The 20,264-nt window shown below is 60.8% G+C and carries 19 protein-coding genes; 6 read left to right on the top strand and 13 right to left on the bottom strand.

The features are described from left to right. Positions 1-3: 3 nt before the first annotated feature. The 5 genes from HHL09_RS20605 to HHL09_RS20585 all read right to left on the bottom strand — a co-directional run bounded on the left by HHL09_RS20605 (position 4) and on the right by HHL09_RS20585 (position 7,267). Entirely contained in the window at positions 4-774 is a 771-nt protein-coding gene (locus tag HHL09_RS20605; RefSeq protein ID WP_169456542.1) for a hypothetical protein, read from the bottom strand. Positions 775-801: 27 nt separating this feature from the next. Continuing rightward, complete coding sequence (locus HHL09_RS20600) at positions 802-1,182, bottom strand: EF-hand domain-containing protein (protein WP_169456541.1); 381 nt, start codon at positions 1,180-1,182, stop codon at positions 802-804. A gap of 278 nt (positions 1,183-1,460) precedes the next feature. Continuing rightward, positions 1,461-2,804 (bottom strand): efflux transporter outer membrane subunit, encoded by a 1,344-nt coding sequence (locus tag HHL09_RS20595; protein ID WP_240963676.1) that lies wholly within the window; start codon positions 2,802-2,804, stop codon positions 1,461-1,463. Positions 2,805-2,835: 31 nt separating this feature from the next. After that, positions 2,836-6,012, bottom strand: a complete 3,177-nt coding sequence (locus HHL09_RS20590; protein WP_169456539.1) for an efflux RND transporter permease subunit — start codon at positions 6,010-6,012, stop codon at positions 2,836-2,838. Between the two features lie 76 nt (positions 6,013-6,088). Then, complete coding sequence (locus HHL09_RS20585; protein WP_169456538.1) at positions 6,089-7,267, bottom strand: efflux RND transporter periplasmic adaptor subunit; 1,179 nt, start codon at positions 7,265-7,267, stop codon at positions 6,089-6,091. Positions 7,268-7,597: 330 nt separating this feature from the next. On the opposite strand from HHL09_RS20585, the gene HHL09_RS20580 reads away from it, so the two are divergent. Both HHL09_RS20580 and HHL09_RS20575 read left to right on the top strand, forming a co-directional pair. Continuing rightward, positions 7,598-8,518 (top strand): LysR substrate-binding domain-containing protein, encoded by a 921-nt coding sequence (locus HHL09_RS20580; RefSeq protein ID WP_169456537.1) that lies wholly within the window; start codon positions 7,598-7,600, stop codon positions 8,516-8,518. 177 nt (positions 8,519-8,695) lie between these two features. After that, positions 8,696-9,145: a DUF3806 domain-containing protein gene (locus tag HHL09_RS20575; RefSeq protein WP_169456536.1), complete on the top strand. Its 450-nt coding sequence runs from the start codon at positions 8,696-8,698 to the stop codon at positions 9,143-9,145. A gap of 35 nt (positions 9,146-9,180) precedes the next feature. Here HHL09_RS20575 and HHL09_RS20570 read toward each other — a convergent pair whose 3' ends face one another. From HHL09_RS20570 to HHL09_RS20545, 6 genes are all read right to left on the bottom strand, one after another. Next, positions 9,181-9,705 (bottom strand): macro domain-containing protein, encoded by a 525-nt coding sequence (locus HHL09_RS20570; RefSeq protein ID WP_169456535.1) that lies wholly within the window; start codon positions 9,703-9,705, stop codon positions 9,181-9,183. A gap of 109 nt (positions 9,706-9,814) precedes the next feature. Further along, positions 9,815-10,012: a hypothetical protein gene (locus tag HHL09_RS20565; protein WP_169456534.1), complete on the bottom strand. Its 198-nt coding sequence runs from the start codon at positions 10,010-10,012 to the stop codon at positions 9,815-9,817. Between the two features lie 434 nt (positions 10,013-10,446). Beyond that, complete coding sequence (gene guaA / locus HHL09_RS20560; protein WP_169456533.1) at positions 10,447-11,970, bottom strand: glutamine-hydrolyzing GMP synthase; 1,524 nt, start codon at positions 11,968-11,970, stop codon at positions 10,447-10,449. A gap of 96 nt (positions 11,971-12,066) precedes the next feature. Then, positions 12,067-13,521 (bottom strand): IMP dehydrogenase, encoded by a 1,455-nt coding sequence (gene guaB, locus HHL09_RS20555; RefSeq protein ID WP_169456532.1) that lies wholly within the window; start codon positions 13,519-13,521, stop codon positions 12,067-12,069. Between the two features lie 158 nt (positions 13,522-13,679). Then, positions 13,680-14,297: an HAD family hydrolase gene (locus tag HHL09_RS20550; protein WP_169456531.1), complete on the bottom strand. Its 618-nt coding sequence runs from the start codon at positions 14,295-14,297 to the stop codon at positions 13,680-13,682. Between the two features lie 175 nt (positions 14,298-14,472). Then, positions 14,473-15,864, bottom strand: coding sequence for a UTP--glucose-1-phosphate uridylyltransferase (locus HHL09_RS20545; protein WP_205760894.1), 1,392 nt, complete (start codon positions 15,862-15,864; stop codon positions 14,473-14,475). A 187-nt stretch (positions 15,865-16,051) separates the two neighbouring features. Between HHL09_RS20545 and rpoN the strand changes: the two genes are divergently transcribed. Continuing rightward, positions 16,052-17,455, top strand: a complete 1,404-nt coding sequence (rpoN, locus tag HHL09_RS20540; protein ID WP_169456529.1) for an RNA polymerase factor sigma-54 — start codon at positions 16,052-16,054, stop codon at positions 17,453-17,455. Positions 17,456-17,460: 5 nt separating this feature from the next. Here the strand turns inward: rpoN and HHL09_RS20535 are convergent, their stop codons facing one another. Together HHL09_RS20535 and HHL09_RS20530 are read right to left on the bottom strand one after the other, a co-directional pair. Then, complete coding sequence (locus tag HHL09_RS20535; RefSeq protein WP_205760893.1) at positions 17,461-18,018, bottom strand: GNAT family N-acetyltransferase; 558 nt, start codon at positions 18,016-18,018, stop codon at positions 17,461-17,463. Between the two features lie 26 nt (positions 18,019-18,044). Continuing rightward, positions 18,045-18,413 (bottom strand): DUF3820 family protein, encoded by a 369-nt coding sequence (locus tag HHL09_RS20530; RefSeq protein WP_240963675.1) that lies wholly within the window; start codon positions 18,411-18,413, stop codon positions 18,045-18,047. A 52-nt stretch (positions 18,414-18,465) separates the two neighbouring features. Here HHL09_RS20530 and trhA point away from each other — a divergent pair, with 52 nt between their 5' ends. The 3 genes from trhA (at position 18,466) to mutM (ending at position 20,259) form a co-directional block, all read left to right on the top strand. Beyond that, the gene (gene trhA, locus HHL09_RS20525) at positions 18,466-19,125 is read left to right on the top strand and encodes a PAQR family membrane homeostasis protein TrhA (protein WP_277349129.1); all 660 of its coding nucleotides are present in this window, start codon (positions 18,466-18,468) and stop codon (positions 19,123-19,125) included. 86 nt (positions 19,126-19,211) lie between these two features. Continuing rightward, positions 19,212-19,403 carry a type 2 periplasmic-binding domain-containing protein gene (locus tag HHL09_RS20520; protein ID WP_169456524.1) on the top strand — a complete coding sequence of 64 codons (192 nt, stop codon included), beginning with the start codon at positions 19,212-19,214 and terminating at the stop codon, positions 19,401-19,403. Between the two features lie 37 nt (positions 19,404-19,440). Beyond that, positions 19,441-20,259, top strand: coding sequence for a bifunctional DNA-formamidopyrimidine glycosylase/DNA-(apurinic or apyrimidinic site) lyase (gene mutM / locus HHL09_RS20515; protein WP_169456521.1), 819 nt, complete (start codon positions 19,441-19,443; stop codon positions 20,257-20,259). Positions 20,260-20,264 lie beyond the last annotated feature (5 nt).

Raw genomic sequence — 20,264 nt, 5'->3', positions numbered from 1 at the left:
TGCTCAGTCCTCGAAGCCCTTTGCCCATGACTCGCGGCTCTTCTTGATCTCGGAAGCTGGGACCTTGTCCTGCAGGGTTCCGGTGCGGGTATTAAAGAGTTCGACGACTGCCCCACCCTGCTTGCCGCGGGATTTGACGATGACCTGCCGCTGCTTGTCGGCGAATTTCCAGTCCACGATGTCAGGCATGGAAGTGCGGAGCGTACTGACGGTCTTGTCGCCATCGAGGATCTTCAGCCTTCCTCGTCCGGCTTCGGCTTTGAGCGGGCCGCCGGGAGCTGCGGTCAGGTGCTTGGGTGGTTGCGCTTTTGGCGCGGGCCGGGATTCAGGTTTCGCTTCCGGAGCCACGGGTTGCGGCTGCGGTTTCTCGATCTTGGCTTGAGGTTGGGGCTTGGCGGGTGGCTCCGCGACCGGTGCCGGCACGGAGGTCGCGCGGCGGCTACCATAGACGGCGGCGAGATACCTCGTCTTCGGCAGGGTGCGATAGAACTCACCGCGAGGGCCAAACCATCCGCCATTACGTGGATAAAGGTAAACTGGAACGCGCTCTCCAGCAGTGTTGGTGATCTCCACGGTGACGACCTTACCGGTGTCCGTGTAGTTGGGGCCTTGATCGTGCTCCCAGGCGTGGGCAGAGGCGGCGGAGCAGGCACCGATGGCCGCGATGGCGGCCGCTTTTTCAGTATTGGACAGTTGGTCTTGGGCCTGCAGGCCTGTGACAGAAAGGAAAGAAAGAGAGGCGGCGAGGAATGAGCCGGTGAGTCGGATATTCATGGCGACAGGGGGGATCAATGTTTCCGATCAACGGGAGTGCACCTCGTTCCACTCGAGGCTTCCGTCGTGATTGCGATCGACGGTGTGGAAGATGTTAGAGACCTGGCGACGCTTGCTCTTGCCGGCACTGAATTCGGCAAGGGTTACGACGCCATCGCCGTTCCTGTCGGATACCGAGAAGAGACTCGTGGAGGATTCCTTCGTCCGCCATTCCTGACGGGTGATCTTCCCGTCGGCATTGGCATCGAGCTTCTTAAAGGAATCCCCGGTGACGCGGGTGAAGAACTCATCCTCGGTCACGCGCTGATCGCGGTTCGCATCGAGGGCGTGGAATTCCTTCCAACCGGGAGAACAGCCGATGAGAAAAAGGCAAAGCAGCCCGACCGGGCCAAGGGGGGTGAGTTTCATGGGAGACAAGCGGGCATCTACCATGAGCGCCCCCCTGTCGCAAATGGAGAGTGCGCAACGGGCCCAGGAGCGGAGGGCGAAGGGCAGGAAAACCCGAAACCCTCAAGCACCGCTCCCTACTTTCCCGCGGGCACAAAAAAAGGGGGCGGCCGGGAGGATCCGCAGCCCGGAACGAAACAGGTGGCAACTCATCCCTCCCAGAAAGAATCGCATCGACCCTGTTAGGTCCACGAGCTGCGAATCGTCGCGACCGCCCCCGCCATGATTTTGTTAGAGGATTACCATCCTCCTCCGAGCGCCTTGTAAAGCCCGATAGAGTTCGTAGCGCGCAAGAGACGCAATTGAATTAGCGATTGGCGCGAATTGAAGAGGTCTTGTTGGGCCGAGAGCACCTCGAAGTAGCTATCGACACCTTGCTTGTAGCGGGCATCGGCCAACTCGAAGCGTTTCTCCTGGGCTGCCACGAGTCCTTGATAGGCCGCGATCCGCTCGTTCAAGCCGTTGCGGGCGACGAGGCCATCGGAAACTTCGCGGAAGGCGGTCTGGATCGCCTTTTCGTAGCGGGCGATCTCGGTTTGCTTGCGGATTTCCGCGACATCGAGGTTCGCCTTGTTCAGGCCACCATCGAAGATCGGCACGCTGACCTGCGGGGCAAAGGCCCAAGCCGAGCTGCCGCTCTGGAAGAGGTCGCCCAAGCTACGGCTCGCGGTGCCGGCGCTACCGGTGAGGGTAATGCGCGGGAAGAACGCGGCACGGGCAGCGCCGATATTCGCATTCGCAGCACGGAGGTTGTGCTCGGCTTCAAGAATATCCGGACGGCGGGTCAACAGGGTCGAGGAGACCCCGGCGCGGACATCGGCGACCAGCACTCCTTCCAACGAGCGGCCGGAGGGCAGATTCGAGGGAATGGAGGTGCCGAGCAGGAGCGCGAGCGCGTTGTTGGTTTCCGCGAGGCGTTGCTTGAACTCGGCGAGGTCCGCCTTCGCGGTCTGCACCTGAATGTCCACGGAGCGGAGATCCAGCTCGGAGACGTCACCCGCTTCGAAGCGCTTCTCGGTCAAGCCATAGGTCTCGCTAACGGCATCGAGAGTTTGCTGGGCGAGCTCGATTTGTTCGATCGAGGCGCGCTGGGCGAAGTAGACATTCGTCACCTCCGAAATGAGGGAGATCTGCACCCCCACCCTTGCGGCATCGCTGGCGAAGAAGTCCTGAAGCGCGGCGTGGTTCAAGCTCCGGATGCGGCCGAAAAGATCGACCTCATAGGAGGCGACGCCGACGGATGCTTCATAGAGGCGTGTGTCGGTAGCCGAGGAAAGACCGCCTCCCACCGCACGGGGCGTGCGGGAGCGGGTGGCGCCGGCCACGGCATCGACCGAAGGGAACAAGGCGCTGCGGCTGATATTGTACTGGGCGCGGGTGGACTCCACGTTCAAGGCCGCGACGCGGAGGTCGCGGTTGTTCTCGAGCGCGATAGACACGAGGCGCTTCAGCCGAGGATCCACGATGAACTTGTTCCAAGCGATATCGGCGGAAACACCGCCGCCACCACCGCCTGCAAAATTCTCCGAGACGGGCGAGTCGACCCGGTCAAGCGCGGGCTCCAGATTGCAGGAGCCAAGCATAACGGGAAGGGCAAAAAGAAACAGCTGCGGCTTACGCATGACGGATGTCTCCGGTTAGAGTCTTGTCGGTGGTTTCGGATTCCGGATTTTTGGAAGAACTGAATCGAGCCGTGATGCGACGGACGACGACGTAGAATAGCGGAACGAGGAAAACCGCAAGCACCGTGCCGGAGATCATGCCGCCTGCAACGCCCGTGCCAATCGCATTCTGACTGGCGGAGCCGGCGCCGGTGCTGATCACCAGCGGGACGACACCCAGAATGAAGGCCATGGAGGTCATCAAAATCGGGCGCAAGCGCAGTTTCACCGCCTCCAAGGTGGCCTCGATCAGACCCTTCCCGGTCTTTTCCAGGTCGAGCGCGAACTCGATGATCAGAATGGCGTTTTTGGTCGAGAGGCCCACCGTGGTGAGCAGGCCCACCTTGAAATACACGTCATTCGGCAGTTCCCGGAAGGACACGGCGGCGAGCGCCCCGAGAATCCCCAGTGGGACCACCATGATCACGGCCACGGGGATGGACCAGCTTTCGTAGAGGGCGGCGAGGCAGAGGAACACAATCAGGATCGAGACGCCGTAGAGCAGCGGGGCCTGGTTACCGGAGATTTTTTCTTCCAGCGACTGGCCGGACCACTCGAAGCCGAGTCCCGGAGGGAGTTCCTTGGCGAGTTTTTCCATCTCGGCCATGGCTTCACCGGAGCTGCGGCCTGGCTTGGCGGCACCCTTGATATTCACCGCAGGCACGCCGTTGTAGCGCTGGAGCTGGGGAGAACCGAAGGACCAGTCGGTCTTGGTCACGGAGGAAAGCGGCACCATTTGGCCCTGCTTGTTCCTCAGCCAAATCTTGCCCAAGTCTTCCGGGGTCATGCGGAAGGGTGCATCGAGCTGCACAATCACGCGCTGCACACGGGCACCGTTCACGAAGTTATTCACATAGGCGGAACCGAAAGCGGTCTGCATCGTGGTATTGATGTCCGCGAGGGAGACGCCGAGAGCGCTGGCCTTGTCCTGATCGAGCTCGATCTTGATTTGAGCGGTGTCGTTCAGGCCTTCCGGACGGACGCCGGTGAGGACACCATTCGGGTCAGCGGAGTTCGCGCCTGCCAAGCCGAGCAACTGGTCGCGGGCAGCCATCAGTTTCTCGTGGCCCACGCCGCCGAGATCCTGCAGCCAAAAGTCAAAGCCGGACGAGGTGCCGAGCTCGGGAATGGCGGGCGGGTTGATCGGGAAGACGAAGGCGTCCTTGATCGAACCGAGGCCGACGATGCCCCGCTTGATGATTTCCTGCACGCGGTGCTCCTTGCCTTCACGCTCTTCCCATGGCTTCAGGCGCAGGAAAGCGAGACCGGAGTTCTGGGCCTTACCCGTGAAGCTGAAGCCAGCCACGGTGAAGTAGTGTTCGATCTCGGGCTGCTTGGCGAAATATTCCTCCATCTGGATCAGAGCCTCGCCGGTGCGCTCGTCGGTCGCGCCGTCGGGAAGCATCACGAGGGTCAGGAAGTAGCCTTGGTCTTCTTCAGGAAGGAAGGAGGACGGCATCTTCTTATAGAGATGGGCCACACCCAAGCAAACGATCACAAGCGCCACCAGACCTGCCCAAGCATGGCGCAGCATGCCGCTGACCACGCCCTGGTAGCCGTTGGTGGTGGCGTCGAAGGCGCGGTTGAACCACCCGAAGGGGCCACGCTTGGTCATGTGGTGACCGGCATCCACCTGCTTCAGCAGGGTTCCGCAAAGCGCCGGGGTCAGCGACATCGCGAGGAATACCGAGAAGAGCATACACGACACCATCGACATGGTGAACTGGCGGTAAATCGTGCCCACCGAACCGCCGAAGAAGGCCATCGGGATGAACACCGCAGTCAGCACCAAGGTGATACCGATCAGCGCGCCGGTGATCTGGCTCATCGCCTTGCGGGTGGCCTCCTTCGCAGGGAGACCTTCCTCGCTCATGATACGTTCGACGTTTTCGACCACCACGATGGCATCGTCCACGAGGATACCGATGGCGAGCACCATGCCGAACATCGTCAGCACGTTGATGGAGAAACCGAAGGCCGCCATCAATCCGCAGGTGCCTAGCAAGGCGACGGGCACCACCAGCGTGGGAATCAGCGTGGCCCGGAAATTCTGCAGGAAGAGATACATCACCAGGAACACCAGGATGATGGCTTCCACGAGGGTCTTCAGCACCTCTTCCACCGAGATCTTCACGAAGGTGGAAGTATCCAGCGGATAGATCACCTTCACACCCGGCGGGAAGAATTCCTGCAGGCGCTCCACTTCCTTGCGCACGCCCTCGGCGGTATCCATCGCGTTCGCGGTGGGCGAGAGCTTCACGGCTGCTGCCGCGGTGGGCTTGCCGTCAATGCGGGCCTTGATCGAGTAATCCTGACCGCCGAGCTCGACGCGGGCGACATCGCGCAGATAGACACGCGAGCCGTCGGTATTCACGCGGAGCACGATGTTCCGGAACTCCTCCGCCTCACGGAGGGTCGAGCGGCCTTGGAGAATGATATTGAGCTGCTGGCCCGGGACTGCGGGAAGCTGGCCGATCTGACCAACGGGCACCTGGGTGTTCTGCGCTTGGATCGCAGCGTTCACGTCGCCCGGGGTCATTCCGTAGCTCACGAGCTTGTCGGGATCCAGCCACACGCGCATGGCATACTGGGTGCCGAACTGCACGACTTCACCCACGCCCTGCACGCGGCGCAGCGGGTCGAGCACGCTGGCAGCCATGTAGTTCCCCAACGAGATGGCATCCATGCTGCCGTCATCGGTGGTGAGCGCGATGAACATCATGAAGTTCCGCGTCGCCTTCGCCACCACGACACCCTGCTGCTGCACGGTGGAAGGGAGATTCGGCGTCGCGAGCTGCACCTTGTTCTGCACCTGCACTTGGGCCACGTCGGGGTTGGTGCCGGGCTTGAAATAGAGCGTAATCGTCGCGGAACCGTTCGCGTCGCTCGCGGACGTCATGTAGAGCAGGTTGTCGATCCCGTTGAGGTTCTGCTCGATCACCGAGGTCACGGTGTCGGTCAGCGTCTCAGCGGAGGCACCGGCGTAGTTCGCGGTGATCGAAATCGATGGCGGGGCGACCTGAGGGTACTGCGCCACCGGCAACTGCGTGATCGAAATGATTCCCAGCAGGGAGATCAGGATGGAAACCACCCAAGCGAAGACGGGGCGGTCGATGAAAAATTGGGCCATGGCGGAATGCGTCTGGAGACTGGATGAATAAACGGAAGGGATCAGCGAGAATGCGCCGGTTCCGGCGCGCTGCCGGTCAGCCCTTCTTGCCGTCCGCGGAGCTCACCTCATTGGCTGCAGCCTTTTCGGATTGAAAGGGCTCGGGAGCCACCGGTGCGCCGGGACGAGCCTTGAGGAGGCCTTCCATGATAACTTTCTCACCAGCTTTGAGACCGGAGGTGACGACCCACTTGTCGCCCACCGCGTCGTCCGTCTTGATCATCCGGATCTGCGCGTGATTGCTCTCGTCGATCACCATCACGGTGCCAGCCCCGCCTTGTCCGCGGGTGACCGCACGCTGAGGCACGGTGACCACATTTTCCTTCACGGCCTGCACCACCCGCACGCGGGCGAACATGCCGGGAAGCAGGATTTTTTCGGGGTTCGGGAATTCGGCGCGGAGCGTCACCATCCCCGTCGTCGGATCAACCACGGCTTCGGAGAAGAGAATCTTGCCGACATGCGAGTATTCCGTCCCATCTTCCAGCAACAGCTTCGCAGCGGTCTTACCAGGTTCCACTTGGGAAACCTCACCAGCCTTCATCGCCCGCTGCAGTGCGAGCAGGTCTGCACTCGACTGTGTGAAGTCAAAGTAGATCGGGTCGAGCTGCTGGATCGTGGCGAGCAAGGTGGTTTCATTTTCGCCCACGAGTGCGCCTTCGGTCACTTGGGCCCGGCCGACGCGACCCGAGATCGGGGCGGTCACCGTCGCGTAGCCGAGATTCAATTCGGCAGTCTTCAGTGCGGCAGTGGCCGCCTTTACTTCCGCCTCGGCCACCTTCACGGCGGACTCGGCATTGTCGTAGGCCTGCTTGCTCACCGCATTCGAGCCGACCAGAGACTGATAACGCTCCATCTGGGTCTGACTCTGATGCAGATTGGCATCCGCGCGGGCGAGGGCCGCAGCGGCGTTTTCCTTTTCAGCCTCCAGCGGCAAAGGGTCGATTTTGAACAGGACGTCACCGGCCTTCACATCGACACCTTCTTGGAAGGTTCTTTCCAAAAGGATGCCCCCAACCCGGGCGCGGACCTCTGCAACGCGCACCGGGTCGATACGACCGGGGAGTTCGCGGGTGATGCTCACCGTTTCCGTGGCGGCCGGGACAAAAGTAACCGCGGCAGGCGGCATCTGGGGCGGGCCGCCGGCGGCTTGCTTCTTCTGGCAAGCGGGCAGGAGCAGGAGCGAAGTCAGAGGCAGGAAGTAGATCGGGCGCATGGCGGTGAGTGAGGAAAGAGGCAAATAAACAGGAAGAAAGCAGTCGGACCGGTGGCGTTTACCGCCTGTCGTGGGTTTCATCTGCGTCCATCATGGTCATCTGCGATCGGGAAAAGCTGCGTGGGACAGGGTCGCCTCATTTTTCTTCCCCAGCCTGCGAAAAAACGCATGCGGGAGAGTAGATTCGGACTAGCTTATTGTAGGAGGGAATGCTTGATCCTGAAACGGATGTTTCAGACACGCGCTTTGGATAACATCGGATTGCGCGGAGCGGAATGACTTTGAAGTTTCCAAGGTGGTAACCTGAGGTTACCAGTGCCGGGGGCACACATGGAACTTCGGCATCTGAGATACTTCGTGGCGGTGGCGGATGAGCTGAATTTCCGTAAGGCGGCGGAGCGCCTGAACGTCACCCGTCCTGCCCTGAGCAAGCAAATCAAGGACTTGGAGGAAGAAACCGGCCTTCATTTGCTGGAACGTGACACGGTGAGCGTGGCGTTGACCGATGCAGGTTCCGTGTTTCTGGCGGAAGCCCGTGCGATCCTCTCCGACGTGGAGCAGGCCGTGGCGCTGGCGCGCGAGGCTCAGGACGGACGCCGCGGCGAACTCCGGATCGGCTCTGCCGGCCAGATCGCGGCCAGTTTCCTGCCCGAGGCCCTGCGTGCTTTCCGCGGTACCTTTCCGGATGTGGAGGTTGTCTTCGTGGAGATGAATCCCCCGGAGCAACTTGAAGCCCTCGCAAAAAACGAGATCCAGCTTGGCTTTGCCTACGGCCGCGACACGGAAAATGTCCCGGGAATGTCGAGCCTGCTGCTGGTGCGCTCCACCTTCGGGGTCTCGATGTCGAAAGACCACCCGCTAGCCACCCGTCGCTCGGTGAGGCTCGAGGACCTGATCAAGCAGACCGTGCTGTGCGTGGGTGATGAGAAACATTCCACCCACCGCAGGGACATCCTCGCGATGTTCTCCGAGTCCGGGCTTTCACCGCAGGCAACACGACAGATTGTCGGATTTGAATCACTTCTGACAATGATCGCTGCGGATCAGGGTATTTCCTTCCTCCCCGAGATCATGGATCTCCGCAGCACCCACGGTATCGTGACTATTCCCCTGCTCAGCGAGCGGGCAAAAGTGGACTTCACGATGTGGGCGGTGTGGAAGGCGGAGGGAACTTCACTGCTGGTGCGGAATTTCGTCCGGCTGCTGGAAAGGAATCGCCCGGTGGTACCGCCAATGGCGGGGGTGGCCTAATCTTCCTCCCCCTTATGGGTGCCATCTTCTCCGTCTTCCTTCTGATTGCGGACACCACCGGTCCGCACCTTGGCCGGTGGCAGTGAACCGGGAAGACTCCACTGAGGATCTTCCTTCCCGCTATCTTGATCCTCGGCCAATCGATAACCACTCTCCCTTTCGCAGCGTTTCGCAGCCATGTCCCAGATCACCACCCGCCCACCCAATGCGGAAGAACAGTCAATCCTCGACGGCGCCACCGCTTGGGTGAACGAGCTCCTTGAAAAGGAATTCAAGACCAAGATCAGGCTCACCGGAACGCGGGAAGACATCCCCAACCTTCACACGATGCTGAGCGAAGGTCCCTACACCGCGGATCCGAATGCCGAGCTGACCACCTTCGGCATTGTCTTCGGCCATGTGCTCGCCCGGGAGATTCCGATGCGCTGGGTCTTTTACCGGGATGAGCAAGGCAGCGACCTCGCGCTTCAGTACCAGGACTTGGAACTCTTCTCCTTCCCTTGTGACATGATCTTCAAGCGTGTCGAGGAAGGCGAGGACATCAATGAGATCAATCTCGATCTGATGCTGGAGAACTTGCGGGAGGCTCTGGCGGAAGAAGCGGAGAAAATGCGGCGGTCGAGATGATCTCCTATCCCGCAATTTTGGCGGGATTGCCTAGCTCAACATTCCGCTGGCACGCATAGCGGAAGAAGACATCGCCATGAATGACCAGCTCGAAGTCCCCAATTGAAGGGGGAACGGCAAGCTGGCATCTCGGTGAAGTCCTCGATCTCCATGTTCCCGTAACCCGTGCCTAGCGCGGTGGTCGCCACGACCTTCACCTCAGGCAGCTCTGCACAGCGACACAGGACCTGCTCCAGGATCTTACGGGTGTCTTCCTTGCTGGTCTCGTAAAAACCATCGGTGGCAACCACGGTAAAGAATCGGGCAGACCAAGTTTTCGCAGGCTCGATCTCGAAGATACTTCCCCGCTGCGCGACTTTCCTTCCAGTCGCGGCGAGCGCTCTGTGCATCGCTCGCTGGAGCGGATCTCCATGAACGCCCAGCAAACTCGCCCCGGCCCCTCCCGAAAGAAAGAGATTGGTGTTCGTGGAAAAGATCACGACATCGGCAGCGACATCGGTGATGTCGCCTTGGCGAATAATGCGTTGAGGACGACTCGACGGGGTTGATAGCAGATCCACGTTGGCTCCTACTCTTGCTTGTAGGTTCCGGACATGCGATGGGAAAAGTCGGTCGCCCGACAGACATGCCTCCTCCTCGCTTCGAGAAAAACAGCACAGACCTCAGCGTTCAAGCTTCTCCGCATCCAAGCTTCGCGTCGTTTTCCGCAAACCATTCCGACGCTGCAACCGTGTCGGTCATCGTCCATTCCCGGATCGCAAATTGGACATCGACCATTCCTTGGTTTCCCGGAGTCCCCAAGACCGTCTCCATCGCCTTCGGGACATTTTCCTTCACCATGAGGTCAACCATTTCGCCCCGTGCCATCTGCCCCGCGGAGGTCTGCTGGCTTTTCGTGTCGATAGCGGCAAGGACGCTCCACTTCGAAAAAAGTCGCCAACCTTGACGCGGCCGAGCAGATCAAAAAAATCCGTGGTATCGATTTGGCCGTTCTTGCAGAGAGTGGTTGCAGCATCGACGAGTCCTACTTCGCAACCGTGCTAGCCTTGCAAGGATATCCCCTTGAGGGATTGGTCAAGCGTTCCTGCTCCACTTGGACCTGGTGGGAGAAAGGGGCGGGCAGCCCCGAAACCTGGCCGGTTTTATCCCAGGAGCACCTCGATAGCATCACTTCGTCCGGTGCCTTCTTTGCCCGGAAGTTTCCGCCCGGTGCAGATATCGGCGGCTACCGGCTACACAGGACGACTTCCTGACTGCCCCCCAGCCTATCCAGGCGGTGGAGCAGTCAGGAAAAGGAATTCTCACTCCCACTCGATGCTCGCCGGGGGCTTGGTCGAGATGTCGTAGAGGACGCGGTTGATGCCCCTAACCTCGTTGAGGATGCGATTGCTGGTCTCGCGAAGGATCTGGGAAGGCAGTTCGACCCAATCGGCAGTCATGGCATCGTCCGAGACTACCGCACGGAGATTCGTGGACCACTCATAGGAGCGTTCGTCGCCCTTCACGCCGACCGTCTTGACCGGGATCAGCCCGGCGTAGGCCTGCCAGACCTTTTCATACCAGCCGTGCTCCTTGAGCTTGCCGATGAAGATCGCGTCGCACTCACGGATGATATCCAGCTTCTCCTTGGTAATATCGCCAGGGCAGCGCACCGCCAAGCCGGGGCCCGGGAAAGGGTGCCGCCAAAGGATATCGTGAGCGATGCCGAGCGAGGCACCCAGCGCCCTCACCTCGTCCTTGAAGAGCTCTGCCAGCGGCTCCAGCACCTTGCCCTGCGCCTGCAGCTCCAGGATGCGGTCCACGCGGTTGTGGTGTGTCTTGATCTTGCTCGCCTTCGACTTCGCGTTCGAAGCGCTCTCAATCACGTCTGGATAGAGGGTGCCCTGAGCCAGCATCTCGGCGTCCCCCACTGCATCCCAGAAGGTGTCGATGAAGAGCTCGCCGATGATCTTGCGCTTGGCTTCCGGATCCGCTACGCCCGCGAGGGCACCGAGGAAGCGCTCGGAGGCATCGATGGTTTCGATCTCCACACCCATGCGATGGAAGTTGTTCTGCACCTCCGCGGTCTCGTCCTTCCGCATCAGGCCGTGATCGACATAGATGGCACGGACATTCACCCCGGCCTCGTGCAGAAGTACGGCAAGCACCGTACTATCCACACCGCCGGAGACGCCGCAGACCACCTGCTTGCTGCCCACGGTCTGCTTGATTCCTTCGATCAGCTCGCGCTTGAAGTCTTCGATGTGGAAAGGCTCCAGCTCTCCCGCCGTCAGCAGGAAGTTGTGCAAGATCCGGTTGCCCTCGTGGCTGTGCGTCACTTCCGGATGGAACTGGATGCCGTAGAAGCTCTCGCCCCACTTCAGCGAGACCGGCGTGCCATGCTGGTTCGCCGCGATCACCACCGCGCAGGCCGGCAGGTTCTCCACCGTGTCCGAGTGGCTCATCCAGACCTGCGAGTCCTTGGAGACGCCTTCGTAGAGACCGCTGCTCTCGCCCGGAACCAGCGTGGCCGGACCGTACTCGCGGCGGTTGCTGGCTTTCACGCTGCCGCCGAACTTGATGTTCAGGAGCTGCATCCCATAGCACACGCCGAGCACCGGAACGCCGAAGCCTTTCAGCGCCTCGAAGTCGAGGTCCGGAGCATCCGGCTCGGAGGTGCTCTTCGGACCGCCAGAGAGAATGATCGCTCCGGGTTTGCCGATGTTCGGAAAGTCCTCAAGCGCGTAGAGCTTGGCGAAGTAGCCGAGCTCCCGCACGCGACGGACGATGAGTTGGGTGTACTGTGAGCCGAAGTCGAGGACCGCGACGTGGTTGATTTCCTGCATCTGGGAAGAATGACTGGTGACTGAGTTTCCAATGACGGAATCGGGAGGAATCGGAGAGTAAAAACAACTCCCGCGTATTCCTGGATTCCGGCGGGCTTAGCCGAGCGGCTGGTAGTTGGTCGGCTCCTCGGTGATGACAATATCGTGAACGTGGCTTTCACGCAGGCCACCGGGGGTGATGCGGACGAAGTTCGCGTTCTGCCGGAGCTGCTCAAGGCTGGCGGCACCGACGTAACCCATGCCGGAGCGGAGACCGCCCATGAGCTGGAAAATCACGTCGGACAGCGGACCCTTGTAGGGAACGCGGCCTTCCACGCCTTCCGCAACCAGCTTGCCGGAGCTGTTCTGGCCATAGCGGTCACCCGAGCCCTTGCGCATGGCCCCGAGGGAGCCCATGCCACGGTAGGTTTTGAAGCGGCGGCCTTGATAGTAGACGCTCTGGCCGGGGCTTTCGCGGGTGCCCGCGAGGAGCGAGCCAAGCATCACGAGATCGGCACCGGCAGCGAGCGCCTTCACGACATCACCGGAGTAGCGGATGCCACCGTCGGCGATGACCTTTACGCCGCGCTCACGGCAGTAAGCGGCGACGTTCTGGATCGCAGTGAACTGAGGCATGCCCACACCAGCGATAACGCGGGTGGTGCAAATCGAGCCGGGACCGACACCGACTTTCAGCGCGCTCGCACCAGCGGAGACAAGGTCCTTCGCGCCTTGCTCCGTCACCACATTGCCGGCCACCACGGGACGGTCCGACAAGGAGCGGAGCTTGGAGATCACTTCCATCACGCGGCTGGTGTGGCCGGTGGCGGCATCGATGAAGAGCGCATCGGCACCCGCATCGAGCATGGCTTGGCCACGCTCCATGCAGTCCGGGCCGACGCCGACGGCAGCACCGCAGCGAAGACGACCACTCGGGTCCTTTGCGGCATTGGTGAAGGTGATGCGCTTTTCGATGTCGGAGCCAGTGATCAGGCCGACCAGCTTGCCATTCGCATCGACCAGCGGCAGCTTCTCGATGCGGTTTTGATAGAGAATGCGGCGGGCTTCCTCGAGTTCGGTATTGGCTGGAGCAGTAACGAGGCGATCCCGCTTGGTCATCACGTCTTGGACCAGGGCGTCGGGGCGCTCGAGGTAACGGACGTCACGACCGGTCACCATGCCTTCCAAGCGACCTTCGGCATCCACAACCGGGAAGCCGGAGAAACCATGCTCCGCCATGATCGCGCGGATCTCATCGATGGTCTGCTCCTTGCGAACCGTGAGGGGTTTTTGGATGACCGCGTTTTCGGAGCGCTTCACGCGGGAAACCATCGACGCCTGTTCGGCGATGGTGCAGGCGCGATGAATCACGCCCATGCCGCCCTCGCGAGCCAGTGCCACTGCGAGTTCAGGCTCCGACACGGTATCCATCGCTGCCGAAACGACAGGAATGTTCAGCCGGATGTCGGCCGTCACGTAAGTCGAAATGTCCGATTCCGTGGGAAGGATCTCGCTCAATGCGGGAACGAGAAGCACGTCGTCGAACGAGAGTCCGAGAGAAATATCCGCCATGGCGGAGTCCATAGAGGAGCCCCCCCGGGGTCAAGCGCGTTTGCGAAAAAACCAGCGGACCCCTTAATTTACGGGACCCCTGCGGCGTCTTTCGGGGAGAGCCACGCCATCCACCGCACCGAAAGAAGCGCTCTCCGGTGCGAGGAACGGGGAAAGGCTTACTTTTTGGCGACGTTCAGCGGCGCGGGGATCGAGATCACCGTCATGCCCGCGAGTTGGGCGGCCATCACGCCCGCCGGTGCATCTTCGAGCACCAGGCACTTCTCGGGAGCCACACCGAGGAGCTGGGCGGCCTTGAGGAAAATATCAGGAGCCGGCTTGCCGACCTTCACGTCGTCCGCGGTCACCACTTCTTCGAACAGATCGGAGACCCCCACGGCTTGCAGGGTTTTCTCGATCACCAAGCGGGTACCGCCGGTGGCGATGGCCATCGGAACCTTGCCACGAAGGCTTTCGGCAAATTCAGCGACTTCATCGATCAGATCGAGCTGGCCCAGCTTCTTGAGGAAAGCCTCGCGCTTGGCGAAGGCGACTCGCTCCGGATCGAGCTTCAAGCCGTATTCGTCGTTGATCTCAACGACGATGTCCTTCGTCGGACGGCCGCCCATGGCGTAGAACACGTCCTCCTTGAAGATTCCACCGGCACCATGGAGAGCCAGCGCTTCGCACCAGGCTTCAAAGTGGGATGGCATCGAATTCACCAAAGTGCCGTCGCAGTCGAAAATCACCGCCTCGAAGCCCTCAGCCGACAGATTGAATTCACCGATAGTCGCCATGTTGCGTCGCTCGGGTAGTCACCCCCGTTACAATTAGCAAGAATGCAAATTAAAAATGTCTGCCAGAGACGAAATTCCTTGTCACTTAGGGACTGATAGATTTCAGAAAAAGCGGCGGCCCCGCACTTTCCGGGGTAGCCGCCGCGATCTTTTTAGAATCAATGTCCGGTGACGTTTAAAGCGCGAATTCTCCATCGGAATAGGTGCCCGAAGCGACCGATTTCACCCCTCCCGCCGGCGCAGAGAAGGCAACCTTACCCCTGAGGATCACCCCCTCGGAAAAGCTCACGAGCCCCTCGATTGCCACCTCCTCGCAGGCGGCGAGAGAGGGCACGCCGAGGGCACCCAACGAGTCCACCAGTTTGTAGGAGTCGTCCAGTTTCACAACCGGAGGGACACCCTTGCGAAACTCCACGAGCTCGACCCGGCCATCATCCCCCACCGAGTAGGCATCGGAACGCAGGGCAAAGAGATCAGCCGTCGATTTCACCGGAGCGAAACGCGCGCGGGAAACCTCAATCGCCTGTGCGCCTTCGAAGCACTCGATGGCAGCCCCCATCGCGACCTCGAGTTGGATCACCGAGGTGGAGCTCTTGTCACGCGGATCGACGGTCTTGCGATTGCGGATCATAGGCAGCGGAAGCACTCCCCCTCCCTCTTCGAGGCGCTGCTTGAGCAGATCGAGGCGCAGCCAGATGGAGTTGGTGTTGAAATACTGGTGCTTGTCGATGTCCTGGAAGGCATCGAGATCGGCATCCGGACACTGGGCCACCTCACGGAGCAAGAGGCGCTGGTTGTCGCGTCGCACCGCCAAGTGCCCACCCTTGCGATCTGCCGGAGTGCGGCGCGTGACTTCCATCAGGAAGGGGGCACCCGACTCTGCGAAATGCTTGAGAAGACCCGGCTCGAGCACGGCGCCAAGATTGTCAGAATTCGAAACGAAGGCGTATTTCACCCCATCAGCCAGCAAGCGATCCAGCCACCCGCTGCCCACAAGGGCCGGATAGAGGTCACCATGCCCGGGCGGACACCACTCGAGGGAAGGATTCGCCGGCCACTCAGCAGGAGCCAAGGTCGCCTCGTCGATCTTTGGGACTTGGTTCTGCATCAACTCCACCTCGGAGGCCTCGGCAAAACCACCGTCCGCATGGCGCGCCAAGTAACCCAAGGTGTCCTCGCTGGTGCTAAAGCTATTCATCAGCAGCAGCCGGACTTTAGAGCCGCTGGCTTGGCGCAGCGCAACAATCTGGCGGACGATGAGATCCAGGAAGGCCACACCGGGACGAACCTCCAGCACGCTCTTCACCTTCTGCAGGCCCATGCTGGTACCCAGACCACCATTGAGCTTGATGACCACGGTCTGAGACAAGAGCTCAGGAGCGAAGCCCTCCGAACCCGGCTCGAAAACAGGCAGCCCCTCCGCAGGACGAATCGCTTCTTCCGGGATGAGGCCCGTCTCTTCCCGGCAAAGTGCCTCGTAGTTGTGGCGAAATGCACTGATCGCCGCTTCCATCACGCCTGCAGCGCGCATCTTCACTTCAAATGGCACGAAATTTCCTCGATTCATGGTGGGTCTGGGATGAGGTCTGGGGAGGTGCTCCGCCTTGGATTTAGCGCAGAACCGCCCCGCCCTCCCACACTTCCTGCGTCGTCGCAAGGAAAATAAAAATCGGCGGTGGCACGAAATTTGCTGTATTTTTCTTATCCTTCGACTCTACTCATCGGCGTCCGCAGAGTGATGCGGAGTTTTTGCCATGGCCGATGCCTCGCTTCATCAATCGCTGGGACAGCAGCAATCGCTGGCTCCGCAGATGCGGCGCAGCTTGGAAATCCTCCAAGCCAACTCGATGGAGTTGCAACAGCTCGTCCAACAAGCACTGGAGATCAATCCGGTGCTAGAAGACATCACCGAGTCCATCTCCCTCGATGAGGACGCCCCGGATCCTGAAGAGGCGGATTCGATGGATCATCTCAACGAGACGGACGACGACTGGCGCGATCTGGAAATCATGGAGCGTCGCTCGAATCCGTGGAGCGCGGACGATGAGGAGCGGCGCGAGCATCTTTACAACTCGATCGTCGCTCCCGAAACACTCCAGCAGCACCTTTCTCATCAGCTGGACCTTTCCTTGGTCGATCCTGATGTCCGAATGGCCACGCGGCATCTGATCGGCAACCTTGATCCCCGCGGCTTCCTTGATCTGCCTGCCCGTGAACTCGCGTCACGGCTGGGCATTGCAAAGAAGACCATGGATGAAGCGCTGAAGCTCCTGCAGGGCTTCGAGCCGCCGGGCATCGGAGCTTCCGGCATCCAGGAATCCCTGTTGCTGCAACTTGAGCGCAACGGCGAGGGCAACAGCCTCGAGTACAAGATCGTCCGCGATCACCTCGAAGAACTTGCCCGCAAACGATATCCTCAGATCGCGCGGGCACTCGGCACCAGCGTCGAGCGCATCTCCGATGCGGCATCCCGCATCGGCCGGCTCACTCCGAATCCGGGCGGTGATTTCGATCCGACGGGCAATCCTTACATCCAGCCCGATGTAGTGATCGAGAAGACCGACGAGGGCTTCAAGGCACGGCTCACCAACGAGTACATGCCGAAGCTCCGCATCAGCGATTTCTACAAGGACATGCTGGGCAAGACGTCGAACGACCGGAAGGCCCGCCACTTCTTGCGCGAGCAGATCCGGGAAGGACGTACACTGATCCGCTCCCTCTCGCTACGCCAGGAGACCATCCTCTCCATCGCGGAAAAGCTGATCGAACATCAGCCCGCATTCCTCGAGAAAGGACCGAGGCATTTGCGTCCGCTCACGATGAATGAGATCGCGGACCAGATCGGGCTGCACGCGACGACCATTTCCCGGGCGGTGGCTGGCAAGTATGTCCTGACGCCGCACGGACTGATGGAAATGCGCGCCTTTTTCGCCGCAGGCTATCAGACAGCAGACGGCACGGAGGTCTCCAACGCCGGCGTGCGCGAAGCGATCCAGGATCTCATCGCGAAGGAAGATCCTGCGAAGCCGCTATCCGACGACGCACTGGCGAAGCAGCTGAAGACGCAGGGCATCCCGGTGGCACGCCGCACGGTGGCGAAGTATCGCGAGCAGCTCGGCATCCTGCCCTCGCACCTGCGAAAGTCTTTCACGGGTTGAGGCAGCTAGCGGTTGGGCACCCGTGCATAGACCCTCGTGTCACGAGGCTTGCCATCGAGATCCAGACGCTCGTTGCGGAGGATGCCCTCGAGCTCGAAGCCTGCCCGCTCGGCGAGGCGCCAGCTACGCATGTTCGCGTTGTCCGTGGTAAGAAAGACGCGGTTCGCCTTCAATCCGTCCAAGGCGAAGTCAGCCAAGGCACGCACGCCTTCGGTGATCAGCCCCTTCCCCACGTAACCCGTCCGGCCCCAGTAGCCGACCTCGAAGCAGCGCAGGGTCCAGTCCATGTAATGGAGACCGGATCCACCGATCAACTCGCCGTCTTCCTTGGAAAAGATGAAGGCCATCATGTCCTCAAGCGCGAGGAACTTCTCATAGGCCCGGCGGCAGGAAGCTTCGGAATCCTCCATGGAGGGAGGTGTCCGCACCCAGCCGAGCCAAGGACTGAGCTCGGGCAGCGAGGACAGCACCGCGCGGTTGAAGATGGGACCGTCCCCCGGCATGGCGGTGCGGACGATCACGCGATCGGTTTCGATCGTTTCCGGGACGGGATGCGGAGGCATGATGGAGGGAGACCTTGGGCTAGCGATCATTTCTCCGGTTCGCGACCGGAATCAAAGCGGACCTCCTTCTTGCGCTTCGGCTTGAACTTCACCCGCCCGCCATTTGCGTGGCGCAAAGGATCGAAGACGGTGTCCATTCCCACGCATTTCACTTCGTAGACGATCGCCAGCAACTCCCCCAGCCTGCCCTTTGGAAAACCGCGTTCCTTGAACCAGCCGAGGTACTCGATCGGCAAATCATAGATCGGCATCCCGGCAGGCGGCACGGCGGCCCGGCCATATTTGCCGAAGGGCATCCGGGTTCGCCCGATCTCGTTGAGCAGGTTGCGGAAATCCTCGCGATCGATCTCGTTCACAAGGAGCAGCTTTCCCCGGATACCGTCGCTTGGAAACACGGAATCTCTTCGCGATCTCGACATTTCAGGCGAACCGGGTGACCATAGCAACATGTCGCCGGACAATCCGCGTCCCCGCTCGCCGCTCTGCGAAAGCAAGGCAGAGGAATTTGCCAGCATGGCCACACACGCGCTGGGCACCGCCTTGGCCATCGCCGCCTTGGTAGCGATGGTGCTGGTATCGAAGGGCGAGGCCTTCCGGACTGTCTCCGCGAGCGTCTTCGGCGGCACGCTAGTGCTCCTCTATTTTTCCTCCACGCTCTACCATGCGGTCTCCTGTCCGAGGAAGAAGCCTCTGCTCCAGGCACTGGATCACGCCTGCATTTATCTGCTGATCGCGGGCTCCTACACCCCCCTCAGTCTGGTGGCCCTACGCGGCCCTTGGGGATGGACGCTTTTCGGCGTGGTATGGTTCCTCGCGGTGGCTGGAGTGCTCTTGAAGACCCTTTCCCGAGGAAGACGCGACACCTGGTGGTCTACCGCGCTCTACATCGTGATGGGCTGGCTGGCCGTTTTCGCCTTGGGCCCGATGATCCGCGCCCTGCCCGCCGCTGGCATTGCCTGGCTGGTAGCCGGTGGACTCTGCTACACCCTCGGGGTGATCTTCTTCGCGTGGCGAAATCTCCGCTTCAATCATGCCATCTGGCACCTCTTCGTGCTGGCAGGTAGCGCCTGTCATGTGATCGCGACAGCCTTCTACATCTTGAAGTAACGCCAAAGGCTTCACCTCGCGAGACTCAGGTACGCGGTGGACTCACGCCTACGATCCTTCTGGAGACCCTGCTCCAACAGACCATCGTGAGCCTCGTAGCCGAACAACTCGGCTTGGCACTGGTGCCCGAGTCGATGGCCAAGCTCGGAGTTACCGGTGTCACGTTCCGCCCCTTGGAACACGCTCCCCAGATCGAGCACGTGATCGCATCGTGTCCCAACAACCTCAATCCATCCCTGCCCCTCTTCCTGAAAACTGCCAAGCCGCTTTCCGATTGAGGATTGGACAAGGGAACGGGCCTGCTTAAGTCACGGCGTGCCTGAACTCCCGGAAGTCGAGACCACCCGCCGCGGCGTGGAGCCGCACGTCGTCGGAAAGACCATCCGAGAAGTGATCATCCGCCATCGCGGGCTGCGGCTTCCGGTTTCCGAGACCCTCGATCAAATCGCCGGGGATCGCATCACTGGCGTGCGCCGCCGTGCAAAGTATCTGATCTTTGATCTCAAGAAAGGCGGTTCGCTGCTGGTGCACCTCGGGATGTCGGGAAGCCTCCGGCTCGCCGATCCCGCGACAGACTTCAAGAAGCACGATCATGTGGCGCTAACGCTCTCCTCCGGCAAGCAACTGCGCTTCCACGATCCGCGACGCTTCGGGATCTTCCTTCATCTTTCCGAAGGTGATCCTCTCGCCCATCCCTTACTCAAAGGCTTGGGCCCGGAGCCACTGGAGGATGAGTTTAACACAGAGAGCTTGGCCAAGCCATTCGCGAAACGGAGTATCGCCATCAAGGTGGCCATCATGGATCCGAAGGTCGTCGTGGGAGTGGGAAACATCTACGCCAGCGAAGCGCTCTTCCGCGCGGGCATCCGTCCCGCAACGGAAGCTTCGAAGGTGAGCAAGCCCCGCCTTGCGAAGCTCACCGCGGCCATCAAACAGGTGCTGGCGGAATCGATTGAGCAAGGCGGCACGACCCTGCGGGATTTCCTCAATTCCGATGGCGAGCCCGGCTACTTCAGCCAGCGCCTGATGGTCTATGAGCGGAAGGGTGAACCCTGCCGCATCTGTGGAACGAAGATCCAACACGCGGTGATGGGCCAGCGCTCCACCTACTGGTGCCCGAAGTGCCAGAAGTAGAGCGA

Source organism: Luteolibacter luteus (assembly GCF_012913485.1).
GTDB classification, from domain to species: Bacteria; Verrucomicrobiota; Verrucomicrobiia; order Verrucomicrobiales; family Akkermansiaceae; genus Haloferula; species Haloferula lutea.
This window is presented reverse-complemented; position numbering and strand designations above follow the sequence as displayed.

Coding starts and splice junctions, on each gene's coding strand:
- HHL09_RS20605 (WP_169456542.1), bottom strand. CDS start 774: ATGAATATCCGACTCACCGGCTCATTCCTCGCCGCCTCTCTTTCTTTC.
- HHL09_RS20600 (WP_169456541.1), bottom strand. CDS start 1,182: ATGAAACTCACCCCCCTTGGCCCGGTCGGGCTGCTTTGCCTTTTTCTC.
- HHL09_RS20595 (WP_240963676.1), bottom strand. CDS start 2,804: ATGCTTGGCTCCTGCAATCTGGAGCCCGCGCTTGACCGGGTCGACTCG.
- HHL09_RS20590 (WP_169456539.1), bottom strand. CDS start 6,012: ATGGCCCAATTTTTCATCGACCGCCCCGTCTTCGCTTGGGTGGTTTCC.
- HHL09_RS20585 (WP_169456538.1), bottom strand. CDS start 7,267: ATGCGCCCGATCTACTTCCTGCCTCTGACTTCGCTCCTGCTCCTGCCC.
- HHL09_RS20580 (WP_169456537.1), top strand. CDS start 7,598: ATGGAACTTCGGCATCTGAGATACTTCGTGGCGGTGGCGGATGAGCTG.
- HHL09_RS20575 (WP_169456536.1), top strand. CDS start 8,696: ATGTCCCAGATCACCACCCGCCCACCCAATGCGGAAGAACAGTCAATC.
- HHL09_RS20565 (WP_169456534.1), bottom strand. CDS start 10,012: ATGGCACGGGGCGAAATGGTTGACCTCATGGTGAAGGAAAATGTCCCG.
- guaA (WP_169456533.1), bottom strand. CDS start 11,970: ATGCAGGAAATCAACCACGTCGCGGTCCTCGACTTCGGCTCACAGTAC.
- guaB (WP_169456532.1), bottom strand. CDS start 13,521: ATGGCGGATATTTCTCTCGGACTCTCGTTCGACGACGTGCTTCTCGTT.
- HHL09_RS20550 (WP_169456531.1), bottom strand. CDS start 14,297: ATGGCGACTATCGGTGAATTCAATCTGTCGGCTGAGGGCTTCGAGGCG.
- HHL09_RS20545 (WP_205760894.1), bottom strand. CDS start 15,864: ATGAATCGAGGAAATTTCGTGCCATTTGAAGTGAAGATGCGCGCTGCA.
- rpoN (WP_169456529.1), top strand. CDS start 16,052: ATGGCCGATGCCTCGCTTCATCAATCGCTGGGACAGCAGCAATCGCTG.
- HHL09_RS20535 (WP_205760893.1), bottom strand. CDS start 18,018: ATGCCTCCGCATCCCGTCCCGGAAACGATCGAAACCGATCGCGTGATC.
- trhA (WP_277349129.1), top strand. CDS start 18,466: ATGTCGCCGGACAATCCGCGTCCCCGCTCGCCGCTCTGCGAAAGCAAG.